General features: G+C 32.3%; 25 protein-coding genes. 6 read left to right on the forward strand and 19 right to left on the reverse strand.

Annotation, left to right across the window (positions count from 1 at the left end):
- Window positions 1-4 precede the first annotated feature (4 nt).
- From CDV25_RS09245 to CDV25_RS09325, 18 genes are all read right to left on the reverse strand, one after another.
- On the reverse strand, window positions 5-679 hold the full coding sequence (locus CDV25_RS09245) for a di-trans,poly-cis-decaprenylcistransferase (RefSeq protein WP_108911688.1): 675 nt from the start codon (window positions 677-679) through the stop codon (window positions 5-7).
- The gene (locus CDV25_RS09250) at window positions 680-1435 is read right to left on the reverse strand and encodes a hypothetical protein (RefSeq protein ID WP_108911689.1); all 756 of its coding nucleotides are present in this window, start codon (window positions 1433-1435) and stop codon (window positions 680-682) included.
- Window positions 1432-1938 (reverse strand): phosphopantothenoylcysteine decarboxylase domain-containing protein, encoded by a 507-nt coding sequence (locus CDV25_RS10800; protein WP_269149111.1) that lies wholly within the window; start codon window positions 1936-1938, stop codon window positions 1432-1434. Before CDV25_RS10800 ends, CDV25_RS09250 begins: the two co-directional genes overlap by 4 nt.
- Entirely contained in the window at window positions 1899-2648 is a 750-nt protein-coding gene (coaBC, locus tag CDV25_RS10805) for a bifunctional phosphopantothenoylcysteine decarboxylase/phosphopantothenate--cysteine ligase CoaBC (protein ID WP_269149112.1), read from the reverse strand. The genes CDV25_RS10800 and coaBC overlap by 40 nt, the downstream gene beginning before the upstream one ends.
- Window positions 2641-4476, reverse strand: a complete 1836-nt coding sequence (gene mrdA, locus CDV25_RS09260; RefSeq protein ID WP_108911690.1) for a penicillin-binding protein 2 — start codon at window positions 4474-4476, stop codon at window positions 2641-2643. The genes coaBC and mrdA overlap by 8 nt, the downstream gene beginning before the upstream one ends.
- The gene (locus tag CDV25_RS09265) at window positions 4473-4949 is read right to left on the reverse strand and encodes a hypothetical protein (RefSeq protein WP_108911691.1); all 477 of its coding nucleotides are present in this window, start codon (window positions 4947-4949) and stop codon (window positions 4473-4475) included. The genes mrdA and CDV25_RS09265 overlap by 4 nt, the downstream gene beginning before the upstream one ends.
- The gene (locus tag CDV25_RS09270; RefSeq protein WP_108911692.1) at window positions 4898-5419 is read right to left on the reverse strand and encodes a GNAT family N-acetyltransferase; all 522 of its coding nucleotides are present in this window, start codon (window positions 5417-5419) and stop codon (window positions 4898-4900) included. Before CDV25_RS09270 ends, CDV25_RS09265 begins: the two co-directional genes overlap by 52 nt.
- Before the next feature lie 2 nt (window positions 5420-5421).
- Window positions 5422-6027 carry a ribosome biogenesis GTP-binding protein YihA/YsxC gene (gene yihA / locus CDV25_RS09275; protein ID WP_034553344.1) on the reverse strand — a complete coding sequence of 202 codons (606 nt, stop codon included), beginning with the start codon at window positions 6025-6027 and terminating at the stop codon, window positions 5422-5424.
- Window positions 6024-6500 carry an LptA/OstA family protein gene (locus CDV25_RS09280; RefSeq protein ID WP_034553346.1) on the reverse strand — a complete coding sequence of 159 codons (477 nt, stop codon included), beginning with the start codon at window positions 6498-6500 and terminating at the stop codon, window positions 6024-6026. The genes yihA and CDV25_RS09280 overlap by 4 nt, the downstream gene beginning before the upstream one ends.
- Entirely contained in the window at window positions 6497-7084 is a 588-nt protein-coding gene (locus tag CDV25_RS09285; RefSeq protein WP_052087250.1) for a hypothetical protein, read from the reverse strand. The genes CDV25_RS09280 and CDV25_RS09285 overlap by 4 nt, the downstream gene beginning before the upstream one ends.
- Window positions 7068-7562, reverse strand: a complete 495-nt coding sequence (locus CDV25_RS09290) for a KdsC family phosphatase (RefSeq protein ID WP_034553347.1) — start codon at window positions 7560-7562, stop codon at window positions 7068-7070. Before CDV25_RS09290 ends, CDV25_RS09285 begins: the two co-directional genes overlap by 17 nt.
- Window positions 7559-8131: an imidazoleglycerol-phosphate dehydratase HisB gene (hisB, locus tag CDV25_RS09295; RefSeq protein WP_034553348.1), complete on the reverse strand. Its 573-nt coding sequence runs from the start codon at window positions 8129-8131 to the stop codon at window positions 7559-7561. Before hisB ends, CDV25_RS09290 begins: the two co-directional genes overlap by 4 nt.
- Window positions 8132-8133: 2 nt before the next feature.
- The gene (locus CDV25_RS09300) at window positions 8134-8943 is read right to left on the reverse strand and encodes a septal ring lytic transglycosylase RlpA family protein (RefSeq protein WP_108911693.1); all 810 of its coding nucleotides are present in this window, start codon (window positions 8941-8943) and stop codon (window positions 8134-8136) included.
- 6 nt (window positions 8944-8949) lie between these two features.
- Window positions 8950-10017: a lytic transglycosylase domain-containing protein gene (locus CDV25_RS09305; protein WP_108911694.1), complete on the reverse strand. Its 1068-nt coding sequence runs from the start codon at window positions 10015-10017 to the stop codon at window positions 8950-8952.
- 145 nt (window positions 10018-10162) lie between these two features.
- A complete protein-coding gene (locus CDV25_RS09310; RefSeq protein WP_108911695.1) occupies window positions 10163-10654 on the reverse strand; it encodes a hypothetical protein in 492 nt (163 codons plus the stop codon).
- Window positions 10651-11310 carry a lysophospholipid acyltransferase family protein gene (locus CDV25_RS09315; protein ID WP_108911696.1) on the reverse strand — a complete coding sequence of 220 codons (660 nt, stop codon included), beginning with the start codon at window positions 11308-11310 and terminating at the stop codon, window positions 10651-10653. The genes CDV25_RS09310 and CDV25_RS09315 overlap by 4 nt, the downstream gene beginning before the upstream one ends.
- Before the next feature lie 2 nt (window positions 11311-11312).
- On the reverse strand, window positions 11313-12629 hold the full coding sequence (miaB, locus tag CDV25_RS09320) for a tRNA (N6-isopentenyl adenosine(37)-C2)-methylthiotransferase MiaB (RefSeq protein ID WP_108911697.1): 1317 nt from the start codon (window positions 12627-12629) through the stop codon (window positions 11313-11315).
- A gap of 10 nt (window positions 12630-12639) precedes the next feature.
- Window positions 12640-12882, reverse strand: a complete 243-nt coding sequence (locus CDV25_RS09325; protein ID WP_034554384.1) for an HP0268 family nuclease — start codon at window positions 12880-12882, stop codon at window positions 12640-12642.
- A 174-nt stretch (window positions 12883-13056) separates the two neighbouring features.
- On the opposite strand from CDV25_RS09325, the gene nusA reads away from it, so the two are divergent.
- The 4 genes from nusA to ftsZ all read left to right on the forward strand — a co-directional run bounded on the left by nusA (window position 13057) and on the right by ftsZ (window position 18327).
- Window positions 13057-14178 carry a transcription termination factor NusA gene (gene nusA, locus CDV25_RS09330; protein ID WP_108911698.1) on the forward strand — a complete coding sequence of 374 codons (1122 nt, stop codon included), beginning with the start codon at window positions 13057-13059 and terminating at the stop codon, window positions 14176-14178.
- A 69-nt stretch (window positions 14179-14247) separates the two neighbouring features.
- Window positions 14248-15711: a peptidylprolyl isomerase gene (locus CDV25_RS09335; protein ID WP_108911699.1), complete on the forward strand. Its 1464-nt coding sequence runs from the start codon at window positions 14248-14250 to the stop codon at window positions 15709-15711.
- Between the two features lie 28 nt (window positions 15712-15739).
- The gene (ftsA, locus tag CDV25_RS09340; RefSeq protein ID WP_108911700.1) at window positions 15740-17155 is read left to right on the forward strand and encodes a cell division protein FtsA; all 1416 of its coding nucleotides are present in this window, start codon (window positions 15740-15742) and stop codon (window positions 17153-17155) included.
- Window positions 17156-17175: 20 nt separating this feature from the next.
- Window positions 17176-18327 (forward strand): cell division protein FtsZ, encoded by a 1152-nt coding sequence (gene ftsZ / locus CDV25_RS09345; protein WP_034554380.1) that lies wholly within the window; start codon window positions 17176-17178, stop codon window positions 18325-18327.
- A gap of 406 nt (window positions 18328-18733) precedes the next feature.
- Here the strand turns inward: ftsZ and glmS are convergent, their stop codons facing one another.
- Window positions 18734-20521, reverse strand: a complete 1788-nt coding sequence (gene glmS / locus CDV25_RS09350) for a glutamine--fructose-6-phosphate transaminase (isomerizing) (protein WP_108911701.1) — start codon at window positions 20519-20521, stop codon at window positions 18734-18736.
- 152 nt (window positions 20522-20673) lie between these two features.
- Between glmS and CDV25_RS09355 the strand changes: the two genes are divergently transcribed.
- Window positions 20674-21807 carry a hypothetical protein gene (locus CDV25_RS09355; RefSeq protein ID WP_108911702.1) on the forward strand — a complete coding sequence of 378 codons (1134 nt, stop codon included), beginning with the start codon at window positions 20674-20676 and terminating at the stop codon, window positions 21805-21807.
- Window positions 21800-23173, forward strand: a complete 1374-nt coding sequence (locus tag CDV25_RS09360; protein ID WP_108911703.1) for a cytochrome P450 — start codon at window positions 21800-21802, stop codon at window positions 23171-23173. Before CDV25_RS09355 ends, CDV25_RS09360 begins: the two co-directional genes overlap by 8 nt.
- The last annotated feature ends 6 nt before the right edge of the window (window positions 23174-23179 follow it).

Consider the following 23179-nt stretch of genomic DNA (forward strand, 5'->3'; position numbering starts at 1 on the left):
TGCCTTAAATCCCACCAAAACGTCTTTGCCGTAAAGAAAATTCTTCAAGCATTTGGGCTAATTCTTTGTGAGAGAAGTCTGGCCAAAGTGTTTTGGTGAAAAATAATTCCGCATAAGCACTTTGCCACAATAAAAAATTCGATAACCTTTGTTCTCCTCCTGTGCGTATAAGCATATCAACTTCTGGAAAATCTGCTGTATCAAGCGATTGTGTAATGCTTTCTTGGGTAATAATAGAATTATTTTTATGAAGTTTTAAAAATGTGCGTCTTAATTCATCTTTAGAGCCATAGTTAAGAGCAAGGATTTGCGTGAGTTTATTACAATGTTTTGTGAATTTTTCTAGTTCTTTGATTTTTGCTTGTAACTTTTGTGGAAAAATGGAAATGTCTCCAATGCTTCTAAAGCGGATATTGGAATCTAAGTAGATTTGTTTTTTTTGTGTGAGGTATTGGTTTAAAAGCTGTATTAAAAAATCAATTTCTTTTTGGGGACGTTTCCAATTTTCTGTTGAAAAGGCATAAAGGCTTAAATATTTTATTCCTAAATATAGGCAAGATTCTGTAATATTTTGAATCTTTTTAGCCCCTTCTTGATGACCAAAAAAACGAGGTTTTAAACGTTTCTGTGCCCACCTCCCATTACCATCCATAATGATAGCTAAGTGTTTAACCTCCATTTATCCCTCTAAATCAAGAAGAAAATCATTAAAGTCATAGAGGGGTTTAATTTCGCTATTGGTATGAATATTAACTTGATTGATAAATTCTAATTCATTAAGATTATTTTTTAGTAATTTCGCAATGCTCTCATACATTACACTAATATCTAGTTTAATTCCATTATTAAGTTTGTATAAATATCCCCAAGTAGCACCAAGATTTGCAAAAACAGAATAAAACTCTAAATAGTCGTGGTTATTTGCTTGCTTTTTTCGCAATTGTAAGAATCCATCTTTTTTCTCATCATAGTGCAGCGGAAGTGTTAGAACTTTTTGTCTTAGGGACATTAGCATATGGCTTAAAAAGGCAAATTCCCATTTAGATTCTGCTTGTGCTAGTCTATCCATTAAAAATCCTTTCATTGTTTCAAAAGGGTTTTCTCCTTCTTTTAGGAATTGTGCCATAGCCTCTGGGTTGAGCCTTAAGGGGATATTTTGTGTTTTGAGTAAATCAGGTTGTTTAATGAGATCAGAAAGTGTGATAGAGCCATTAGATTTTGCCATCATCGCCCAATATTTTCCGCCAATTTCTAGCTCTTTTAGGCTCTTAGTTTCCATAGTGATATTACCAATTTTTAGCATATATCGGATACCTTGCATTTTCTCCATTACCTCTAAACGCATAGGTAAAGTTGCGTTAAATTGTGTAGCTTGTGTTGCAGAATTTTGTAAATTATTCTGAATCTGTGCAAGTTGCCCTAATTGCTTAATCATAGATGTTTTGCCTCATTAAAAATAGCAAAGCTTAAATGCAGTTTATCAGCATATCCTAGATTTTTTTGTAAATCTTTTGTTACCCAAAGGATTTTATTCTCTTTAGAATCCATAGGGGTAAAGTTCGATGAAATTTCATTAAGGCAAATAGCATCTAAAGATTTTTTGTGTAGAGTTTGCAAGGCGTTATTGATGCCATTTTCATCCTCTAGCTTAAAACCAATGGTAATTTGAGATTTTTCTATGCTTTGTAGAATATCTATATTTTCTTTTAAAAGAAGATTCCATTCTTTGCCTATTTCTTGCTTTTTGAGTTTTTTAGAAGCAGATGTTTGTGGAATATAATCACTAATGGCTGCATTCATTATTAAATAGGAGTTTTTTGGATTTTGGATTTTTTGTTGCCAATTTTGTATGGCTTGTAAATATTCTTGTGTGCTTTGCACTTTTATTTTATTTATACCTAGTGGGAGGGATAAGATTCTGCTGAGTAGATATAGCATACCTCTGCCCCTAAAAAGTAAGCACTTAAAGCAAGATTAGCCCCCATTTTTCCGCTAGAAAAATTTGATAAATAGCGAACATTATCAATCTTTTCTTTGCTACCACCACTACTAATACAAACCTTTTTTTGTAACCAAAAGTTATCTTTAAAAAACATTCTTAAGACTTCATAAATAATCTCTAAAGGCTCTGCTAACCCCCCATTACCTATTTCTTTACAAGCTAATTCTTTGCTTTGAGAGGCAATAATGGTGATATTCATTTGTGATAAAACCTCTAAGGATTTTTTAGTTATGGGATTTTCTATCATTTTTGTATTTGCCGCTGGAGCAATGGCTTTAATCTTATCAAAAGCTAAAAAACTCTCTAAGAGTATATTATCAGCAATGCCACAAGCAATTTTATTAAGGGTATTAACAGTTGTTGGGGCTATTAAAAACATATCACCCCATCTTGCCAATTCTATATGATTGCAAGGAGGTTTTCCCCAATTTTGTGAATCTTTATGTAAAACTTGATGATGACTAAGGGCTTCAAAAAGAAGAGGTTGGATAAATTCCTTAGCGTTTTCACTCATAACTACTCGAATTTCTGCACCAAGCTTTTCTAAGAAGCGTAAAATTTCAATGGATTTATAAACTGCGATACTACCACAAACCCCCAAAATAATCTTTTTTCCTTCTAAAAGTTTTGGCAAATGATTAATCATTGGTTGTATCCTTCATAAAGCTATTTTGTTTGTTTGGCACATAGCCTAGATCAACTAAAACATTAGAAAGTTTAGCCAATATCGGTCCAGCAGTTCCTGATCCACTGCCTCCGTGTTCTACCATAATAGTAATCACATATTGTGGGTTATTAGCGGGGAGAAAGCCTGTAATCCAAGCTTGTGAGCGATGAAAATAATCTAGTTCTGATTCTTTAAGCCTTTCTTGATCGGTTTGAGAAATTTTTATAACTTGTGCTGTGCCTGTTTTACACGCTAAATAAGCTTTGCTCTCCTGTGTAGCTAAATAAGCTGTCCCTCCTACTTCACTGCAAACTTGACGCATACCCTCTCTTAATATGGGGAGTTTGCTTTTTTGAAAGTTTGTTAAGGTATCTTTAGGAGGTATGGTAATTATATTCTCTCCCATTTGACTAACAAAATGTGGAGTAGGGAGTTTTCCAGAGGCTATGAGGGCAGTATAATTAGCAATTTGTAAAGGAGTGGCTAAGAAAAAACCTTGTCCAATGGAGCTAACGATACTATCACCAGTATACCAATCTTGCTTGTAACGTTCTTTTTTAATTTTTGGAGAAGGAACGATTCCTACAAATTCATTAGGTAAATCTACCCCGGTTTTTTGTCCTAAGCCCATCTGTCTAAGAACATTAGCGATATTTTGAAAATCTGTTCTTTGTGAGAGTATATAAAAATACACATCAACACTTCTTTTGATGGCTTTAAAGAGGTCAGAGCTTCCATGCCCATCTTTTTTCCAATCACGGAATTTTCTTCCTCCTAATTCAATAAAGGGTGGAGTTTTAATTTCTGTTGTTTCATCAATTTGGGCGTATTCTAAAAAGGCTAAACCCATTCCCATTTTTATCACAGAACCAGGTGGGTAAAGTCCATTGATGAATTTATTAATTAAGGGTTTATAGGGACTATCTCGCAGGGCATTCCAATTTTCGTGAGAGATTCCCCCAATAAAGTGGTTAAGGTTATATTCTGGATAGCTTCCTGCTGCTAGAATCTCTCCATTGTGTGCATTCATTATAATAGCTGCACCATTTTGTCCTTCAAAAATTTTATCCATTTCTTTTTGCACTCTAATATCTAGGGTAGTGGTTAAGTCTCTATTTTCAATAGCTTCTTTATAAGATACAACTTCAACTTCTTTATTGAGGGCGGTTACTTTAACAATTCTTGATCCTATCTCACCTTGTAAATAGGTATCATATTGCTTCTCTAATCCTTCTTTGCCTATGATATTGGTGTATTTGGCAATAGGCTGCTTTTGTATATCCTGATTGTTTGCATTGCTTACATATCCAATAACATGGGAGGCACTTGTAAGGTTTGGGTAGTAACGTTTAGCAAAAGGGATAATGCGTAAGATTTCACTTTGAGAAAGTTCTGGATAATATTTTAATATCACATCGTGTTCTACAAAGTTAATAATGGGAATATAATCGTGATTATAAGGGGAATCGCCCTTTTTGTAATTGCTAATGAGCTTTTCTTTGGTGTATTGTGGAAAAAATGGCAGAATCCTTTCTATTTCTTCTTCTAGGATTTTAGATTGAGAACGTAAAGATAAACGCGGTGGAAGCGAAATCATAAACCCAACAGTATTAGTAGCTAGGGGAATTCCATTGCAATCTGAAATCTGACCTCTAGTGGGGATAATGGGATCTTCCCTTAAAGTGTTATTAATGGCTTTTTCTTCATAAAATTTATAAGATAGCACACTGACATTAAAGATTTTTATTAATAATACTATCCAAAACACAAGAAAGACTGCAAAAACAATAATGATTCTATTATTCATTCTATAATCCATAAAAATAGCCAAACAAGGATAGATTCACATATTGCATAAGAGAGTAGTAGCCAAGAAAAACTTGGAACCTCATAAAAAGAGCGAAAAAGGTATAAGAACCCAAAATAGCCAAAATAGGCATAAAAAATAAAAAGTGGAATAAAAGCTTTATGATAGCCAAAGAGTTTTCTAAATCTTGGCAGGATAATTTTAAAAGAAAAAGCCATAAAAAGCACAATGCTTAAAAAAGGAAAACCTTTGCTTGCTTCAAAAAAGATACAAAAAGGGACAAGAAAATAGAAGATATTAAATTCCTCATTTTCATAGTGTTCTTGTGCTAGGACATAAATAATCCCAAAAAGCGGAGGCAAATAATAAATAATATCTGTGATAGAAACATAAATAACAAGAAAAATCCAAAAAGAAATTTTTAGATATGTTTTATGAGTGCTACTTCGTCGCATAGAGGGAAATGTTTGCATAAGATACAATCCGCCCAAATTTTTTGGTTAGGAATTTTTTCTTTAGGAATTTCAATAAATCCTAATTTTTCAAATAAGACTTTTTTGTAAGTCAAGACTAAAATTTCACTGACATTAAGTTTTACTCCCTCCTTGATACAATCTAAAATTAAAGCGGTTGCGATTCCTTTACGTTGCGCAAAGGGTGCGACAATAAGACTGCGGATTTCTGCTAATGTTTGTGAATGGATATGTAAAGCACAAAAGCCAAGCATTTTTGGTCTTTTAAGCTCCTCTAAATTGTTAGGCGATAGATGAAGTTTTTGCTGCGTTTGTAAAATTTCTTCTTCTTCCCAAGCAATATGGTAAGAGCGAATCATATTTGCCATAACTTCAATAGGACGTTCTAAAATAATTCCACGTTCAACTTCTGGAGCTAAAAATTCACGCATAAAAGGAATATCTTTAAGGGTGGGTTGTGTAATAATCATAGCTATTTCCCCAAAGTGTTTTGAATAAGAAAATCCCGAATCTCTACTATATTTGTTTTTTGTAGGCTACTGCTAAATTTTGCGGTAGTAAATGCTTTTTTGAGTTTTGCTTTTTCATTAGCATTGAGTTTATCAAATTTTGTAAAAATTTGTAGGAATTTTTGGTCTTTTCTTAAAAATCTTGTGATAAAGCTTACCAAGTTTTTATCAATTTCTAAAAAAGGATGTCGGCTATCAATTAAATGGACAAAAAGCTTAATGTTATCACGTTGTTGTAAAAACTCTATAAGGTTTTTATTCCATAGTTCTTTTTGGGTTTTTGCAACCTTTGCATAACCAAATCCCGGTAAATCCACAAAATAGAATTTTAAGATTCCTTGATTTTGATTAAACCATTCTGTTAAAAAGAAATTAATAAGCTGTGTTTTGCCGGGTGTTTGTGAGCTTTTTGCAAGATTTTTTTGGTTGCAAAGGAGATTAATAAAGGTGCTTTTTCCTACATTGCTCCTTCCTAAGAATACTACTTCACTAAAAAGGGGTGAGGGACATTCTAAGATATTCTGTGCGGAAGTAACAAAAGAGCTTCGTAGTAGTTGATAGTGAATCATTGTTGTTCTTTGTCAAGTTTAAAGATTAAACGAGCGGGTTTATTGTTATTACCTATAACATTAATATAGCCATCTTTATAGCGAATGATGATTTTATCCCCTTTTATTTCATTGTTTTGTGCAGGTTCTTTAACGATAACATTGCCTAATAGTTGGTATTCTTCAATATTAGGTAGATAGACTACTTCATTGCAAGTTCCTTCTATTTTGCGATTATTTTCTAAAGTGAGCCAAAATTGAACATTACCCACTGCTTGCATTTTATTGGGCTTATTTTTGTTATCAAAATAAATATAAGCTTGACTAGATTGTAGTCTATCACCTTTGCGTTTAATATCTACATTCCCTTTTAAATGGGTGATTTTCTTTTTCTCATCACCCATAAATTCTTGAGCACTTACTTCAATTTCATCAGCAAATCCATTCTTATGCAAAAGCATTATTATTAATAGCAAAAATATTAGATTTTTCATTCTTTATCCGTTATTAAGATACCTTTTATGGTATTTGCAGAGATTTTATTATCTTTATAGGTAATATTTTTACCTTTAATGCGGTAAGTATTAGAGGCAATGATAAAATCCCCATTCCCTAAAAGTTCTTTTAAAGAGGGAGTATAAGTTGCTCTCTGGCTCCAAAATTGCGTGTCGTTACGGATATAATAAACCCCTTGAGGAAAGTTGATAGTATTATTATCGTAGAGGGCAAAGTGGGAATGCAAAGTTTCTTGAGTGTGGGTGTCAAAAAGATAATGATTGATATTAAAATCTTCCAATTCATTTTCTTGTTTTTTATTTTCTCTTCCAATTTTTCCATAAGCAAAAATTTCAACCCCTAAAGGGGATATTTTGTAATAATTAAAATCAAAAATTTCAAAACGTACAATAGCTTCTTGAGGAAACAAGGTTTTATTTTCTTTGTCAATACCTAAAACACCCACCATAAGAATACTAAAAAGACTTAAAATAAGAAAAAAATAAATGACAAGATTCCCTCTTGTAAAATGTGATGCAATTAGAAATCTTTGGAGTTGCTGATGATTAGATAAAGATTTCATAAAACTGCTTTTTTAGTTTTTCTTTTTTGATTAAATAATCAATCATTTCTCTAACCGCTCCTTCTCCACCTCTTTTTTTAAGAACTTTATAAACTTCTTTTTTAAGGGGTTTTGCACAATCTTTAGGTGCAAATGAATACTTTACAGCTCTTATCATACTCAAATCATTAATATCATCTCCTATTACAGCGACTTCATCACTAGAAATATTAGAGTGATCTAAAATTTCTTTTAAGGCTTTTGCCTTATTATGAATACCTTGTTTTAAATAAGTGATTTGAAGTTCTTTAGCACGATTTTCTACAATTTTAGAATTTCTCCCTGTGATAATAGCTACTTTTCTACCTAATTGTAGCCAAGTTGCAATTCCTAGACCATCTTTGACATTAAAGGATTTAATTTCCTCATTATTGCTAGTATAGGTGATTTTTCCATCACTTAATGTTCCATCAACATCTAAAACAACAAGTTTTATCATAAAATTCCCTTAGTGCTTGGAATCTCTATGTTTTCATCCTTAAAAGAAGCTCTGCGGATTGCTACAGCAAAGGCTTTAAAGGCAGCTTCTATTAAGTGATGATTATTTTTACCACGTTTTTGAATAATGTGTGTTGAGATGCCTGCATTGAAAATTAGAGCACGAAAAAATTCTTCTATTAATTCACAATCAAAATCCCCAACTTTTCCTTTAATATCTAATTCAAAGACTAAAAATGGTCGGTTACTAATATCTAAATCGCATTCTACACAAGCTTCATCCATTACAACAGAGGCATTCCCAAACCGCTCTATCTTTTGGATAGGGAAAAGGGATTGTTTGAGTAGTTGTCCTATGACAATGCCGCAGTCTTCTACACTATGGTGGAAGTCAATATGTAAATCCCCTTTGCAACATAACTCTAGATTCCACCTAGCGTGTTTGCAAAGAGAGTGGAGCATATGATCAAAAAAACCTATACCTGTTTGTATATTTGCTTCCCCTTTACCATAAATATCAAGTTTTGCCGTGATATTTGTTTCTTTTGTTGTTCTTGTTAAAGATTCCATTTTTACTCCGTTGTGATAAATGCACCACTAATTTTTTGAGACGCAATGAAGTCTCTAGCTTCATTTTCACTTTGGAATCCACTTAGCATTACTCTATAAATTGGTGTTCCATCTAGCATATATTCTTTAATGATAGCTTTATATCCGTGTGATGAAGCGTGTGTGCGTTGGAATCGTATAGCACCTTCTTTGTTTCTAAAAGCACCAATTTGGACGAGAAATTTTGAGAGTTGCATACTTGTTTGTGTTTGAGCTACTTTGTATTCACTTTGGGCTAACACATTTTTAGTTAAAGGTATAGAATTAGAAATAGCACCATTAAATCCGATAACTTCAACTTTAACTCTTGCTGTGCCTTTTTTTACCATATCAATATCTTTTGCAGCACTATTGGATAAATCAATGATTCTACCTGCTACAAAAGGACCCCTATCATTAATTCTAACGATAGTTGATTTGCCATTTTCTTTGTTGGTTACACGAACAATGGTATTCATAGGCAAAGTTTTATGTGCTGCTGTGTGGGCATACATACTATAGGTTTCCCCATTAGAGGTTTTTTTGCCGTGAAAATTGGGTCCATACCAACTTGCAATTCCATCATAACTCTCTCCTAAGGCTACTGTGGTAGGATAATACCACTTCCCATTAATCTGATAGGGGCGCATAGTGGCTTTATGTACTTGATGGCTATTATTCATAGAACCATAATTGGGTGGAGTTATTCCAGGAGTGTAAGAGGTGCTTTTATAGCTGCAACTTATAAAGATAACACTAATGAAAACAAATAAAAAGTAATGGGGTTTATTCATTATATCTTATCCTTTGTTTATGGGAATGATAATTTCTTGATTAATAGACAGAGAATTAGCGTTCTTAATGGTGTTGTATTGTGTAATAGTTTTTAAAGATACCCCATAACGTTTGGCAATGGATGAAATAGTATCTCCTTTATTAACACGATGAATGAGAAAAGATAATGGCATTTGTTGATTGGCACTTTTTTCTTTATAGGATGCTAGGAATTTATAGGGGAAATGAATCGTGTAAGTTTTTGCTTTTGTTGGAGTGAAGTTTTTTTTGAAATGAGGATTATATTGTTTTAATTCTTTAAGGCTTAATCCAGCTTGATTAGCAATTTGGCTAAGAGGTGTTGCTGGAGGGACTTCAATAGAAGTTAAAATGGAAGTAGCACCGCGATTTAAAAAGTAATCATAATCCTTAGTTTTTAGCGTATTTATATTGTGAAATAATAATGATACTGAAAGGATTTTGCGAATATACATACGGCTTTCAAGAGGAATGTATTTTGCATTGGGATCTAGTAAAATGGCTAAGGAGTCGCTACCTGCTGTCGCTATGGCTCTTCTTAGCCTTCCTTCACCACAATTATAAGCTATGGCGGCTAGATACCATTTTCCAAAGTTTTGCTTCAATGTTTTAAGGTAGATTATAGCTGCTTGTGTGGATTTAATAGGGTCTTTACGTTCATCAATTTGTGTATTAATCTCTAATCCTAAGGATCTTGCAGTTGTTGGAATAAATTGCCACATCCCAACAGCTTGTTTGCTGGATTTTGCTGAAAGTGAAAATTCTGATTCAATCATTGCTAGATATAAAAATTCTTGAGGAATATTTTCTTTAAGGAACATTTCTTTAAGTGTGGGAATAAAGTTATAGCCTTTTTGAAATTTTTCTAATAAACGTTCTTGACGCATATCAGTTAGAAAATTATTTTTAACATTAATAAAATATTCATCATTTAAAAAATCTGGTTCTATATCAAAAGTTTTTAAAATTTCTTCGCTCTTTGTGTTGTAAGTAATGGTATCAAATTGTGCAAAACTAAAATTAAGCAGTAATAAAAATAAAGAAAAGAACTTCATCTAAAAGCCTTAAATATTTTGTTGTGTTTGTGTATGTATCTTGCTGAATTATTTTTTAATTTTATCTAAAAATTACAAAGTTTTCAATGAAATTTAAAGATAAGTTTAAAATTGTTGGGTTTTAGAAATTTAAAATTTATAAGAATTATTTTAATATTTGAAGGGATTGGGAATCTTTAGCTAAGTTCATTTTTTCTTTAGCTTCTAAGAGTTTATTTTTTAATTGTTTAAACCAATTAAAATATTCTTCTATCGCTTTTTTTTCTTGTTCTGTGGGCTTGTTGGTAAAGAATAAATTATTATAATGTGCTAAAAAATCATCATAAATCCATTGAAGCTCTAAGAATTCTTGGGGGCTAAGTTTTGACTTTTTAAGAATTGTTAGCGCATCTTCAAAGTCCTTTTTTGCTCTTTCTAGGAAGTTTTGGATATTGATTCTTTGTTTAGATTGGTTATGGATTTGAAAAGCAGATTTGTTATACCTATCTTTCTTTAAAGCTTGTGCGGAGAATTCATAGGCTTTTTGAAAGTCTTGTTGTTCATAAGCTTTTTGGGCTTTTCGGCTTAAAGTGTAAGAGGGAGAGAGGAAAAAATACCCTACTATACTAATTATGAGCCCAATAAGTAATATTTTCAAAATCTATCTTCTTCCATTTTGGATTTGATATATTCTTTTGCTTTCTCTAAGGAGAAATTTTCTAATAAGAAAGGTTCTTTAATGACGCAAGTTATTTTGCTAAAGGGTTTTGGAATCTTAAAATGATCCCAACTTTTAAATTCCCAAGCATTGTGATAATAAAGGCGAGAGATAATAATAGGTTTATTAGATTTTTGGGATAGCAATACGATACCATCTGCTATACTATGATAAGGACCTCTTGGACCATCAGGTGTGATAGCAACTAAGTCTTGTTGTTGTAGTTTTTTAATAGCTTTTAATAAAGCCTTTATTGCACCTTTGGAGCTAGAACCACGAATAGAATAGATTTTAAAAAACTTAATTAAACAGCTAATGATTTCTCCATCAAAGTGTTGGCTAATTAATACATAAACTCTCCTATTTTTATAAAAATGCCTTAAGGCTATGGGTTGCATAAATAATTCCCCGTGCCAAAATGCGACAATAAAAGTTTGATTAGCTTTAATAAAGTCTAAGGTTTGTGAAGATATTTTGTATTCAAAGCGGCATACAAATGCAAGTATTCTAACAGCAATAAAAGAAAAAAAAGGAATTCCATAAAGGAATATTTTTTGAAGAAGTATTTTTTGTAGTTTTTTCCTAGTAATTTTCATAATTACATTAATTCACCTATGAGTTGGGCACCTTTGATTTCAGAAATTTTAACTTTGCAAATTTCTCCTACAAGATTTCTTCCTGCTTTTACCCTAATGAGTTTATTAGTATCACTCCTTCCTTCTAAGAGTTTATTTTGTTCATCATAGCTTTCAAAAAGAATAAAATGTATATTATTAAGTTCTTTTTGGTTATTTTGAGTGAGAATATCTCTATGCTTATCTTTTAGGAGAATAAGACGCCTTTTAGCTTCTTCTTCATCAATTTCTCCAACTTCTTTATTTTCAATCCATTTAGCAGCTTCTGTATGTGGGCGGGAGGAGTAAATAAAGCTATAGAGTGTGTCAAACTGCACCTTTTCTAATACATCTAAAGTATCTAAAAAATCCTCTTCACTCTCTGTAGGGAATCCGACAATAATATCTGTGCTAATGCTTAGATGGGGGATAAGAGAATACATTTTTTCTACGCGGTTTAAAAACCATTCTTTTGTATATCCTCTTTTCATTTTCTGTAGTATTTTTGTTGAGCCACTTTGTAAGGGCATATGAATAGCTTTACAAAGTTTCGGATTATGCGCAAATTCCTCGATAAATTCATCATCCATATGCAGAGGGTGGGGAGAAGTAAAGCGGATTCTTTGTATGCCATCAATTTGGGAGATTTCATAAAGAAGTTGCGTAAAATTAATTTTTCGATGGGGGATACTAAATCTTTTGCCATAGTTATTGACATTTTGTCCTAATAGCAATATTTCTTTAGTGCCTTGATTAGCTAAACGTTTGGCTTCGTTGATGATTAAATGGGCAGGAATGGATATTTCATTGCCTCTCGTGTGTGGAACGATGCAATAAGTGCATTTTTTATCACAACCAATAGAGATATTAATCATTCCTTTAAGGATTGAATTTTGTTTAGAACTGAAAATATAGGAGCTATCATCATAATCAATATCCACCCAAGCAACGCGTTTTTGGTGAATAATTTGGGAGATTTTAGAGACATTCCTAGCCCCTAAGACAAAATCAACAGCTTTGGAACGTTTTAAAATACTCTCACCTAAATGGCTTGCTGTGCAACCACATATGCCTATCTTGGCATCATTTTTTTTTATCTTTGCATATTGTCCAATTTCTGAAAATAATTTTTTTTCAGGCTTTTCTCTAACACTGCAAGTATTAATTAAAATCAAATCAGCTTCTTGTGGGTTGGTTGTAATTTGATAATTTTCTTTTTCTTCTAGCTCTGCGATGATATGCTGACTATCGCGTTCATTCATGGCACAACCTAAAGTTTGAATATAAAGTTTTTTATTCAAGAGTCAATCTTTACATAATATGTATTTCATACATATAATCGCCTTCATCTAATCCATAACGAACTTCCCTACAATAAGCGTGTTTTCCCTTTTTTGCAAAATATTCTATTAAATTTGTAATTTCTTTATGAGAGTTTTCTTTATCGCAATAAAAAATATCGGTTTTTTTGGCTTCTAACATTTCTTCTAATTTTTTGATAGCTATTTTTACAGGTTTTTGATTAATATGTTCTCGTGCTAATTTAATATCCATAAGTTTTCCTTAAAATTTTTAGAGAAAATGGCTAATTATATATTCTATTTGCTTAAAGAATAATATTTGTCCTTTTAAGAGTTTAATAAAGCACTTATAAAGAAAATTTAAGCTAGAATCTTTGCTTTTTAAGGAACTTAAAAATTTATATTTTTGGTTAAGAAAAGGAAAGATTTGGAAAGGATATTAGATATTATTGAGGGTATTGCTTATGAAAAGGGGTTATCCATAGAGAGCGTTTCATTAGCGGTTAAAGAATCTATTATTAAAGTAGCAAAACAAACTTTAGATTCAAATATCCATTATGATGCTGAAATTGATAAAAAAAATAAAACCCTTCATCTCTATCAAGTTATAAGTGTATGTGCTGATGATGATGAGGTAAAAGAAGATAAAAACAATTTTATTACGCTTTTAGAGGCTAAAAAGCACGATAGTGAGATTAAAGTTGGTGATGAATTACGTTATGAATTAAGTTTAGAAGATATGAGCAGGAGTGCTATTAATGCACTTTTTAGGGAGTTAGAATATAAGATTCAACGGCTTATAGAAACCCAACTTTTTGATAAATACAAAGCCCAGTTAGGAAAAATAGTTAGTGGAAGTGTTGTAAGGATAGATAATCTTGGGAATACTTATATAGAAATTGATGAGATTCGTGTAATTTTGCCTAAAAAGAATCGCATTAAAGGGGAAGAGTTTAATGTAGGGCAAGTTGTGAGTGCTATTTTGCGTCATATTAATATTGATAGGCAAAATGGGATTGTTATTGAGCTTAGTAGAACTACCCCTAAGATGTTAGAAGAGCTTCTAAAATTAGAAGTTCCAGAGATTAAAGATGGTGATGTTGAAATTGTCAATTGTGCTAGAATACCTGGTGAGAGAGCAAAGGTTGCACTAAAGAGTGTTCTAGCAAAAATAGATCCTGTAGGTGCGACTGTAGGTGTTAAAGGTGTGAGAATTAATGCTGTTTCTAAAGAGTTAAAAAATGAGAGCATTGATTGCATTGAATATTCTTCCCAGCCAGAAATTTATATAGCAAGGGCATTGTCTCCGGCATTAGTTATCAGCGTGGTTCTTGAGGACAAAAAAGCAATTGTAACCATCTCAAGCGATCAAAAACCAAAAGCAATTGGTAAGAATGGTATTAATATTCGTTTAGCTTCTATGCTTACAGGCTATGAGATAGAGCTAAAGGAAGCAGAAAATACTAATGAGAATTTAGAAAACAATAATAAAGAACAAGAAAACACAAAAAATAATTTAGATATTCTCTCATCACTTTTTAAGGGTTAAATACTCGAAATTTAACCACTTTTAAATATTTTTAACTTAGAATTGCAAAATTTATGAGTAAGGTTTTCTATGATTGGTTTTATGCAAAAACATAAAAAATATTTTATTATCACTGTTTGGGTTAGCACGATAGCCTTTATAGGTGCTGGTTTTGTTGGTTGGGGGAATTATAATTTCTCTTTAACGAATAATGCTGTAGCTATTGTGGGTGATACAAAAATTAGCTTTGAAAAAATGCAAAGAGAATATGGAAGGCTTTATAGCATTTATAATCAATTAATGGGTGGGGAGCTTGATGAAGAACAAGCAAAAAAAATGGGAATTGAAGAACAAGCCCTTAATAACCTTATTATCAATGCACTTATGTTAAATTATGCTCACGATTTAGGACTTAGAGTAAGTAAGGAAGAGATAATAAAAGAGATTACTAATATGGAGGTTTTTAAAAATAATGAAGTTTTTGATGAGGGGCTTTATAAAAATACTTTAGAAGAGAATCATTTAAGACCTAAGGACTTTGAAGAAAGTGTCCAAGAGAGTTTATTGCTCCAAAAACTCAATGCACTTTTAGATATGCCCCTTACTCCCTTAGAAGAAGATATGTTAAAGGCAGCTTATTTTGTTGAAGATTGGGTGCAAATTAAAGTATTGGATAAAGAGGATATTAAATTTGTTGCAAAAGAAGAGGATATTAAAAAATATTGGGAAGAAAATCAAGATATTTATCAGACACAGAGAGGTTATGAAATTTCTAGTGTAAGTGTTAATGTTAAAGATATAAATTATAATGAAGAGGATATTAAAAAATATTATGAAGATTTTAAGAATCAATTTCTTAATGAGGAAGGGCAGGTTTTGCCTTTTTTAGAAGTAAAGAATAGAGTGATTGAAGATTATAAGGATTCACAAGCTCAAAAGGAAGCGTTAAAAGAATATATTAGTTTGCGTAAAGGTGAAAATCAAAAGGCAAAAAATTCTATTGTTTATGAGGGGGATAATCGTTATGGTGTTGAGTTTATAAGTCTTTTAAGCCAAGCTAATGAAAAGGAAACGCTTAAACCCATTAAAGTTAATGATTCTTATATCACCGCAGAGGTGCTTAAGATTATCCCTAGTCAATCAAAAACTTATGAAGAGGCTAAAAATGATGCTAGAGAGGATTATGTGAGTTTTGAAAAAGCAAAAATTTTAGAAGAAAATGCAAAAAAGGAATTGGTAAATTTTAAGGGGATTGATGTTGGTTATGTGAATAAGGATACCACAGAAGTATTTAAGGGGTTAGATAAAAATGAAAGTAGAGATTTTATTAATCAACTCTTGAGTGTAAAAAAAGAAAAAGGATACATTCTGCTAACAAATAAAGCAGTTTTGTATCAAATTTTACGACAAAGAGTTAAAAAATCTGATATAATTTCGCATAATTTGGAATTTCTTATCCAAAATGGCATTCAAGTCAAAGGAAGATTGGTTGAATCAGAATTTTTAGAGTATTTATCAAAGATTTATAAAGTTGTTAGAAACTCTAAGAATTAAAATGGAATAGCATTATAAAGGAATACTCTTGGAACAGACCATCTTAGGTATTGATATTGGCTCAACAAAAATTTGTGCAATTATCGCCACTTCTAAAGACAATGTACCGCACATTATTGGCACAGGTTGTCATAAATCTCAAGGTCTAAAAAAGGGTTCTATTACCAATATCGAACAAGCTAGTCGTGCTATAAAAAATGCTGTTAATGATGCTAAAAGGGTAGCTGGCACAACTATTGATAAAGCTGTTATTTCTATTTCTGGAGTTTATACTAGAAGTGTTAATAGTTCAGGTATTGTGAATATTCCTAATAATGAGATTGGAATTAAGGAAATAAATCGCGTTATACAAACTGCACTTTACAATGCTTCAATCCCTAGTGAATATGAGGTTATTCATATTTTGCCTTATAATTTCAAACTTGATGATCAAGATTTTATTGATGATCCAATGGGGATGACAGGTGGTCGTTTAGAGGTTTTTGTTAGGATTGTAACAGTGCAAAAGTCAAGTTTAGGAAATTTACGCAAAGCAGTCAAAGCTGCTGGGGTTGAAATTGAAAATATTGTTTTATCTGCTTATGCTTCCTCAATAGCTGTTTTAAGTGAAGACGAAAAAGAGCTTGGAGTTGCTTGTATTGATATGGGTGGAAGCACTTGTGAGTTGATGATACATGCCGGAAACTCTATGCGGTATAATGATTTTTTAGGCGTTGGTTCTAATCATATTACTAATGATTTGGCGATGGCACTCCATACCCCCCAAACTATTGCTGAAAAAGTAAAGATAGAATATGGGAAAGTTTATAAAAAGCAAGAAGATTTAGAAAATGTTATAGAAATTCCTGTAATTGGCGGGGATGATGGAGCAACCCATCAAGTTTCTTTAGAATTAGTTAATGATGTTATTTATGCAAGGGTGGAAGAAACTTTAATTATTCTTCTTAAAAATTTTGAACAAAGTGGGCTTAAAGAACAATTGGGAGGTGGTATTGTTTTAACCGGTGGAATGACTCATTTAGAAGGTTTAAGAGAATTAGCATCTTCATTATTTGGCATTCCTGTTCGTCTTGCTAAACCTTTAGAAATTGAAGGCTTGTTTGATAATCTTAAAGGTCCAGAGTTTGCAACAGCCATTGGATTAATCCTCTATGCTTCTGGAAAATATACAAATTATGAGATTGATTCAGAGAAGAAAATACGTTATAAAAGTGATAAAGCAGCTGAAGAATTAACACCATTTAATAAGACGCCTATGGCTTCTGCTTCAACACTTAATCCTCTTCATGAGAAGATGGGAGCGACAGTGGCGGTTAATAGCGTTTCTAAAAGTGCTACAGATATTAAGCAGGATTTGTCTAAAATTACAGAAATTAAAAAAATACAAGTTAGGAATAATAATCTCTTTTCCCAAGTATGGCAGAGATTAACCCAAATGTTTTGAGATTTTAAGAAGGAGTAGATATGATAGAGATTCAAGAAGTTAATCCTAATGACTTTAGTGCTAAAATTAAGGTAATTGGTGTTGGTGGTGGTGGTAGCAATATGGTAGCACATTTAATTAACACAGGAACTTATGATGGAATTGAATTGGCTGTTGCAAATACTGATGCCCAAGCCATTAGCACATCTAATGCTCCTATTAGAATTCAACTTGGTGCGAAATTGACTAAAGGTTTAGGTGCTGGAATGAAACCTCAAGTAGGAAAGGATGCTGCTTTAGAGAGTTATGAGGATTTAAAGATCTTTTTAGAAGGTACAGATATTGTTTTTATTTCTGCTGGACTTGGTGGAGGAACAGGCACAGGTGCAGCACCTATTATTGCTAAAGCAGCTAAAGAAGCTGGTGCATTAACGGTTTCTATTGTTACTAAGCCTTTCAAGTGGGAAGGGAGACAGAGGGCAAGATTAGCTGAAGATGGGTATAAAGAACTTAAGGCAGAGAGTGATTCTATTGTTGTGATTCCTAATGATAAACTTCTTTCTATTGTTGATAAAAATCTTGGATTGAAAGATAGTTTTAGGATTGTCGATGATGTGCTAGTGCGTGCTGTAAATGGTATGAGTGGAGTAATTCTTTCTCATAGTGCAGGGGATATTAATGTGGATTTTGCCGATGTCAAAACCGTGATGAATCATAAAGGATTGGCATTAATGGGTATTGGGGAAGCAAGTGGAGCAGATGCTGCTAGGGAGGCGATTAAAATTGCTATTGAATCCCCACTTTTTGATAATATGTCTATTAATGGAGCAAAAGGGGTATTAATACATTTTTATTTTAATCCGGATTATCCAATTTATGAGATGCAAAATGCAATGGAGATAATTTACGAAAATACTGATCCAGAAGCAGAAGTTATTTTTGGAACGACAACTGATGAAAGTATAGAACGTGATAAAGTTAGAGTTACCATTATAGCTACTGGATTTGAAAAAGAAGCCCTCCAAAATATTTCTGCAGAAATTGACGCAGCACCTCTTAAGCTTGTAAGTCCCAAAGATATGAGTCAAAAGATTAATCAAGTGGATATGGTAAAGAAAAAAGTCAGTGGGGCAGATTTTATAGGAGAAGAAATGTTGGACGTCCCAACTTTTTTGCGTAACCAAATGGATTAAAATCATTAAGGAGATTTGCATTCTTGAATGCTTTTCTTTAGGCTATACCTATCAATAATCAAAAATAAATTTCTTTATTTATAGCTCTATTTTATAAAATATAAGCAAGTTTTTAATAATTGTTATTTTGTAGTTGAAAAATACAATCATTTTTGATAAAGCTTCTTTTTAAATCAAAACACTTTGAAATAAAGTGGAAAAGTTAGTGAATAAGGATTTAACCCTCATTAGGCTTACGCTACTTTTAATCTATTCTCTTATTTTGTGGTTGTTCTTTAGGGTTTTAAAATTTATAGAAGTTTAGTAGCTTCTTTGAGTGAGTAAAAGCACATGTTAAAACTTTCATTTTGCTTTTTTATAGGGAGTATTTATGCAAGAGCTAAGAAAATAAATTCTAAGTAGATTTTTACTCCACAGTTACGCTTTTGGCTAAATTTCTAGGCATATCTACATCATTGCCCAATCTCGAAGAAACTTCTAGTGCAAAAAGCTGTAATGCTACCATCATTTCAAAAAATTCTTCCATATAAGTTTGTGCTTGGGAGGTTTTAATCCAATCATCACTCCCTTCATAATATTCAGAAGTAACAGCACAAATTGTCGCATCTCTAGCACTAAGTTCTTCCACATTGCTTTTTATTTTCTCATATAAAAGGTTTTGTGGCATAAGTGCTACACAAAATAATCGTGTATCTGCTAAGGCGATAGGTCCGTGTTTCATCTCTCCACTTGGATAGCCCTCCGCGTGGAGATAGCTAATTTCTTTGAGCTTTAACGCCCCCTCTAGGGCTAAAGGGTAGAAAATGTCTCTCCCGATAAAAAAGAAGCCATGTCCGTGCAAATACCGCTTTGTAAGACGTTTAATATGTTCGTGCATTTTAATATTAACTTTGGTTAAATGGGTAGCTTTAAACATACTTTGAATGATTTTTTGAGCTTCAGTTTTTGGTAATATTCCTTTTATCTGTGCCAAGAATCCTGCTAATATCCATAAAACCATTACTTGTGTTGAAAAGGCTTTAGTGCTTGCAACTCCCTTTTCAATCCCAGCTCTTGTAAGGATTGTTGTATGACTTTCTCTTACAATGCTACTATTATCGACATTACAAATACTAAGGGTTTGGAATCCTTGTCTTTTAATCAGCTTTAAAGCTTCTAGTGTATCTGCAGTTTCACCACTTTGTGAAATAACAACAAATAATTCTCCACTATTTAAAATAGGCTCTTTGTAGCGAAATTCACTAGCGATTTCGACTTTAGTTTTAATTTTTGCTATTTTTTCTAGTAAATAGCTCCCAGCTAGTGCAGAATGATAACTTGTTCCACAAGCACATAGGGTAATAGAGGAAATGGATTGTAAGTCTATAGCCCTTAGCTCTTCTAAGATAAAGCAATCTTCTTGCACTCTCCCTATCATTGTTTCTAATAAAACTCTGTGTTGTTCATAAATCTCTTTTTCCATAAAAAAAGCAAAACCATCTTTTTGTGCGGTTAATTTGTCTTGTAATAAGGGTTGGATATTCTCTAGGTTTTTAAAGTTTTGTAGATTCATAGCTCCTATTGCACCATCTTGTAGATAGCTTACTTCTGTAACAAGCCCTATTAAAGGTGCATCAGAAGAAGCAAAAAAGATTTCATTGTTATTTTTACCAATAATAAGGGGTGAGCCATTTTTAGCATAATAAATAGTATCTGCAGATTTTTGGGTGATAAGTAAGATGGCATAAGCACCTTTGAGATTGTGAATGGTTTTTGTGAAAGCTTCAAGAATGTTTTGGGATTTTTCTACATAGGATTCAAATAAATGCACAATCACTTCGGTATCTGTTTGGGAGATGAAATGCTTTCCTTCTTTTTGGAGAGATTCTTTAAGGCTTTGGTAGTTTTCAATAATCCCATTATGGACAATATTACTAAAAGTCCCAAAATGTGGATGTGCATTTATTTCTGTTGGTTTTCCATGTGTTGCCCAACGCGTATGCCCTATGCCAAGCCCAAAACCTTCAGAAGTAAAGTTGTGGCATTTTCTCTCTAAATTACTAATTTTTCCTACCGCCTTAAAGGTTTGTAAATTCCCTTCTGATAAGATAGAAATTCCAGCAGAATCATAACCGCGATATTCTAATTCTTTTAATCCCTTTAAAAGCATAGATTTTTTTTCAGAATTTCCTATATAACCAACGATTCCACACATATATATATCCTTAAAGAATTTTTTAGATTCTTGCATAAAATTTGTAAAAGAAAAGTAAATTAGGTATGAATTGTAAATACCCAGTTTTTAAAAGATAGGTGTTTTTTAGTTATTATCTAATATAATTAATATTATAAATTAAAGTTGGTTGAATGTTGCGAGATGTTTTTTATATAGGGGGATATGATCCTCGAAGTTATCGTTATTATTATATGTTACTCAAAAAAAATCTTTTGAAGCAAAATGCTATTAATAACCTTAATTTAGAGATTTCTTCTTGTATTAGTGAGAGTCAATCCCCTTTTTGCAAAATTACACATCAGCAAGCACTAAGTTATTATTATTTTTTAGAGTGGAATGCAATTGTTAAAAAATATTGGTCAAAGAATCTTTTAGATTTTATTTTAGATTTTATATATTTTTTAAAAATGTATATTTTATCAGGGATTTTTGTTACTTTTGTCAAAGAATCTAAAGTGCAGTTAGTCGCTGGACTTTATCCTATCTTGTATTTTATTTTTGGGTATAGTATAGCTTTTGTTTTGGCTTATTTTGTATTTTTAACCCTTAAGGAGTGGAATCTTTTTGTTGGAATTTTTATAGTTATTGTGATGATATTTGTTTGTAGTAAGCTTATTATTTATGGGGGGAAGAAAATAGCAGTTTTTTGGCTTTCAAATATATATGTTTTTTGCGCAAAATATGCCTTAAATAAGATTGAGGAGATGGGTTATTTAAATGAGAGTTTTGCAAAAGTGATTTATGAAAAATTCAAGGAACATCAAAATATTAGGGATTATGAACTTATTTTATCTGCCCATAGTGTAGGGACAATCCTAGCTGTTAATGTAGTTGCAAAAGTTATTACAATGGCTAATCAAGAAGGTATTTCTTTAGAAAAGTTTAAGTTATTAACGCTTGGAGAATGTATTCCTTTGGTAAGTTTTCAAAAAAATTATCAAGCTTTTAGGGAAGATTTAGAGCTTTTGGTAAATACCCCTATTGTGTGGTTTGATATTACTTCACCCATTGATGGTGCTTGTTTTTCTCTTGTAGATTTTGTAAAAATTTCCAAGATTGAGGCGAAGTTTCCCCCCATTTATCTCTCTGCTAGATTCCATAAACTTTTTACTCCCAAAAGCTATAAAAAGATTCGTAAAAATAGATATTTAGCACATTTTTTGTATCTTTATGCTACGGAGATACTAGGAGTCTATGATTATTTTAATTTTATTGGTGGGGCTGATACTTTAGAGGCTAAACTTTTGAGGAACAAGAATGAATGAATGTCCATTTTTCCCAAAACCTCATAAAAATAAAGCGACTTTATGGACCACATTTTTTCTTAAAAGGAGATCTTGGCTTGATGGACTATATGAGAAAAGCTATACAATGAAATCTGGGAGGGTTAAAATGCCCGGATTTGATTTATATATTGCTAATCACCCCCAAGATATTAGAAGGATAATGGTTGATGAGGTAAGAGATTTTCCTAAAAGTGATTTATTACACGAATTACTAAGCCCACTTTTGGGGGAGAGTATTTTTACAACCAATGGGGAGTTATGGGAGAGGCAAAGAGAGCTTTTGCGTCCATCTTTTGAACAAGCAAGAATCACAAAAGTATTTGGTTTAATGAAAGAGGCTGTTGATGAGATGATGCAAAAAATTTATCAATATCCTAATAATAGCGTTATTGAGATTGATGAAATGATGACTTTTGTAACCGCTGATGTAATTTTTAGAACGATTATGTCTAAAAAACTCGATTCTCTAAAAGGTAAAGAAGTCTTAGAGGCTTTTGCGATTTTTCAAGAAGAGAGCGTTCATACGGCTATTTGGAAAATGTTTTGTTTCCCTAAGTGGTTATGTTATTTGCTTGGTGATAAAAAAAGAATGAGAGCTGGAGAAGTTATCCGCAAAGCCTTAAGTGATATTATTAAGCCTCGTTATGAAGAGATTCAAAGAGGAGAAAGAGGGGAATATGAGGATATTTTGTCTTCCTTGCTAGAAGTAGTAGATAAACAGAGCAATCAAAGATTTACCTTTGAAGAAATTTTAGATCAAGTGGCTATGCTTTTTTTAGCAGGTCATGAGACAAGTGCAAGTGCTTTGAGTTGGACACTTTATATTTTAAGTATAGCCCCAAAAGAACAAGAGATTGTCTATAAAGAGATTTGTGCGATTGCTAAAGAGGAAGAATTTAGCTTACAACATTTAAGAAAGATGAAATATTTAACGAATGTTTTTAAGGAATCTTTGAGACTCTACCCTCCTGTTGGGTTTTTTGCCCGCACTGCTGTAAAAAAAACAAAAATTAGAAATAAACTTGTTAAAGAAGGATCGGGTGTGGTGGTGGCTCCTTGGCTTATACAGAGGCATAGTGATTATTGGAAGAATCCCCATGAGTTTGATCCTACAAGATTTGAAGAAAAGCAAGGGATTATAAAAGATACTTATATTCCTTTTGGTATGGGTGAGAGGGTTTGTATAGGACAGGGCTTTGCTATGCAAGAAGCGGTGTTGATTTTAGCGAATATTTTAAGGACTTATAAGATAGAATTGCGAGAAAATTTCGTTCCAGATATTGTAGGTCGTTTGACAATTCGTTCTAATAATGGAATGTATATTAAATTCACAAAGAGAAAATAAATAGAC

This window comes from Helicobacter apodemus, assembly GCF_003097575.1.
Classification (GTDB): Bacteria; Campylobacterota; Campylobacteria; order Campylobacterales; family Helicobacteraceae; genus Helicobacter_D; species Helicobacter_D apodemus.